Source organism: Vibrio sp. 1978, from assembly GCF_033344345.1.
Window position 1 is genome coordinate 1 of the sequence record NZ_JAWPOP010000111.1, and the last position, 1,245, is coordinate 1,245.

General features: G+C 47.4%; 1 protein-coding gene. It reads right to left on the reverse strand.

Annotation, left to right across the window (positions count from 1 at the left end; genetic code table 11):
* Positions 1-1,245, reverse strand: a 1,245-nt coding sequence (gene mrdA / locus R8N49_RS24830; RefSeq protein WP_318190179.1) for a penicillin-binding protein 2, incomplete at both ends; no start/stop codon positions are given.

A 1,245-nucleotide genomic window follows, 5' to 3' on the forward strand; every position in this document is an offset into this window, starting at 1 on the left:
ATCTTCCAATCACGAGTTGGCATATTAGCCTTACTTTCTTCGTAGATATCGATGCCTGTGTAGTCACCAAAACCAAACATCATCATCCAGTTTGAAATTCGGTCGATCCCCAAGTCATAAGCAATTTGGCAGTAAAACGTATCAACAGACTCTTCAATGGATTTAATGACATCTACGCGGCCATGTCCCCAACGCAACCAGGCACGGAATGGACGAGTGTCTGAGTTAGGAACGCGCCAATAACCTGGGTCGTTGCGAGTAGTATTTGGCGTGATTACGCCTTCTTGCAACGCTGCGACTGCCATAAATGGCTTGATTGTTGAAGCTGGCAGATAAATACCTAGCGTCGTGCGGTTTACCAACGGGCGGTTTTTATCGTTCAACAAATCGCGATAGGCTTTACCAGAAATGCCGTGGACAAAAGCGTTCGGGTCGTAACTTGGGCTAGACACCATAGCTAGCACCCCATTGTCTCGAGCATCAAGCACGATAGCGCTGCCACGTCGACCATCCAAAAGCTGATGAACGTAAAGCTGCAAGTTGATATCGAGGTTTAAGACAATGTCTTTGCCCGGAACTGGCGGTACGTATTTTAACGTGCGAATCACGCGTCCTCGGCTGTTGACTTCCACTTCTTGGTAGCCAGCAGTGCCGTGCAGCAGATCTTCGTAGTATTTTTCGATGCCCAACTTGCCTATGTCACGAGTCGCTTGGTAGTTGGCGTCTTTTTCTTCTCGAATCAAACGCTGCATGTCGCGGTCATTGATACGAGAAACATAGCCGATTACGTGCGTTAACACTTCCCCGTAAGGGTAGTAACGTTTGAGTGTGGCACTAATTTCAACACCAGGAAAACGGTATTGGTTGACGGAAAAGACCGCGACCTGCTTTTCGTTCAGCTGGGTTAGCAATGGGACGGATTTGAATCGACGAGTACGCTTACGCTCACGATGGAAGCGTTCGATCTGTTCTGGTGTGATTTCCAGAATGGTTTGCAATTCTTGGATAGTAGCGTCGATGTCTTTGATTTTTTCTGGAGTCAGCTCCAAGTTAAAGACAGGACGGTTTTCGGCTAACAGGACACCATTTCGGTCGTAGATAAGACCGCGGTTTGGCGCAATAGGAACCACTTTGATGCGGTTGTCATTTGAACGGGTTTGATAATCTTGAAACTGGTTCACCTGAATGTTGTACATATTGGCGACCAGCAAGCCCATCAATACTACGATGCCGAAAAAAGCAACG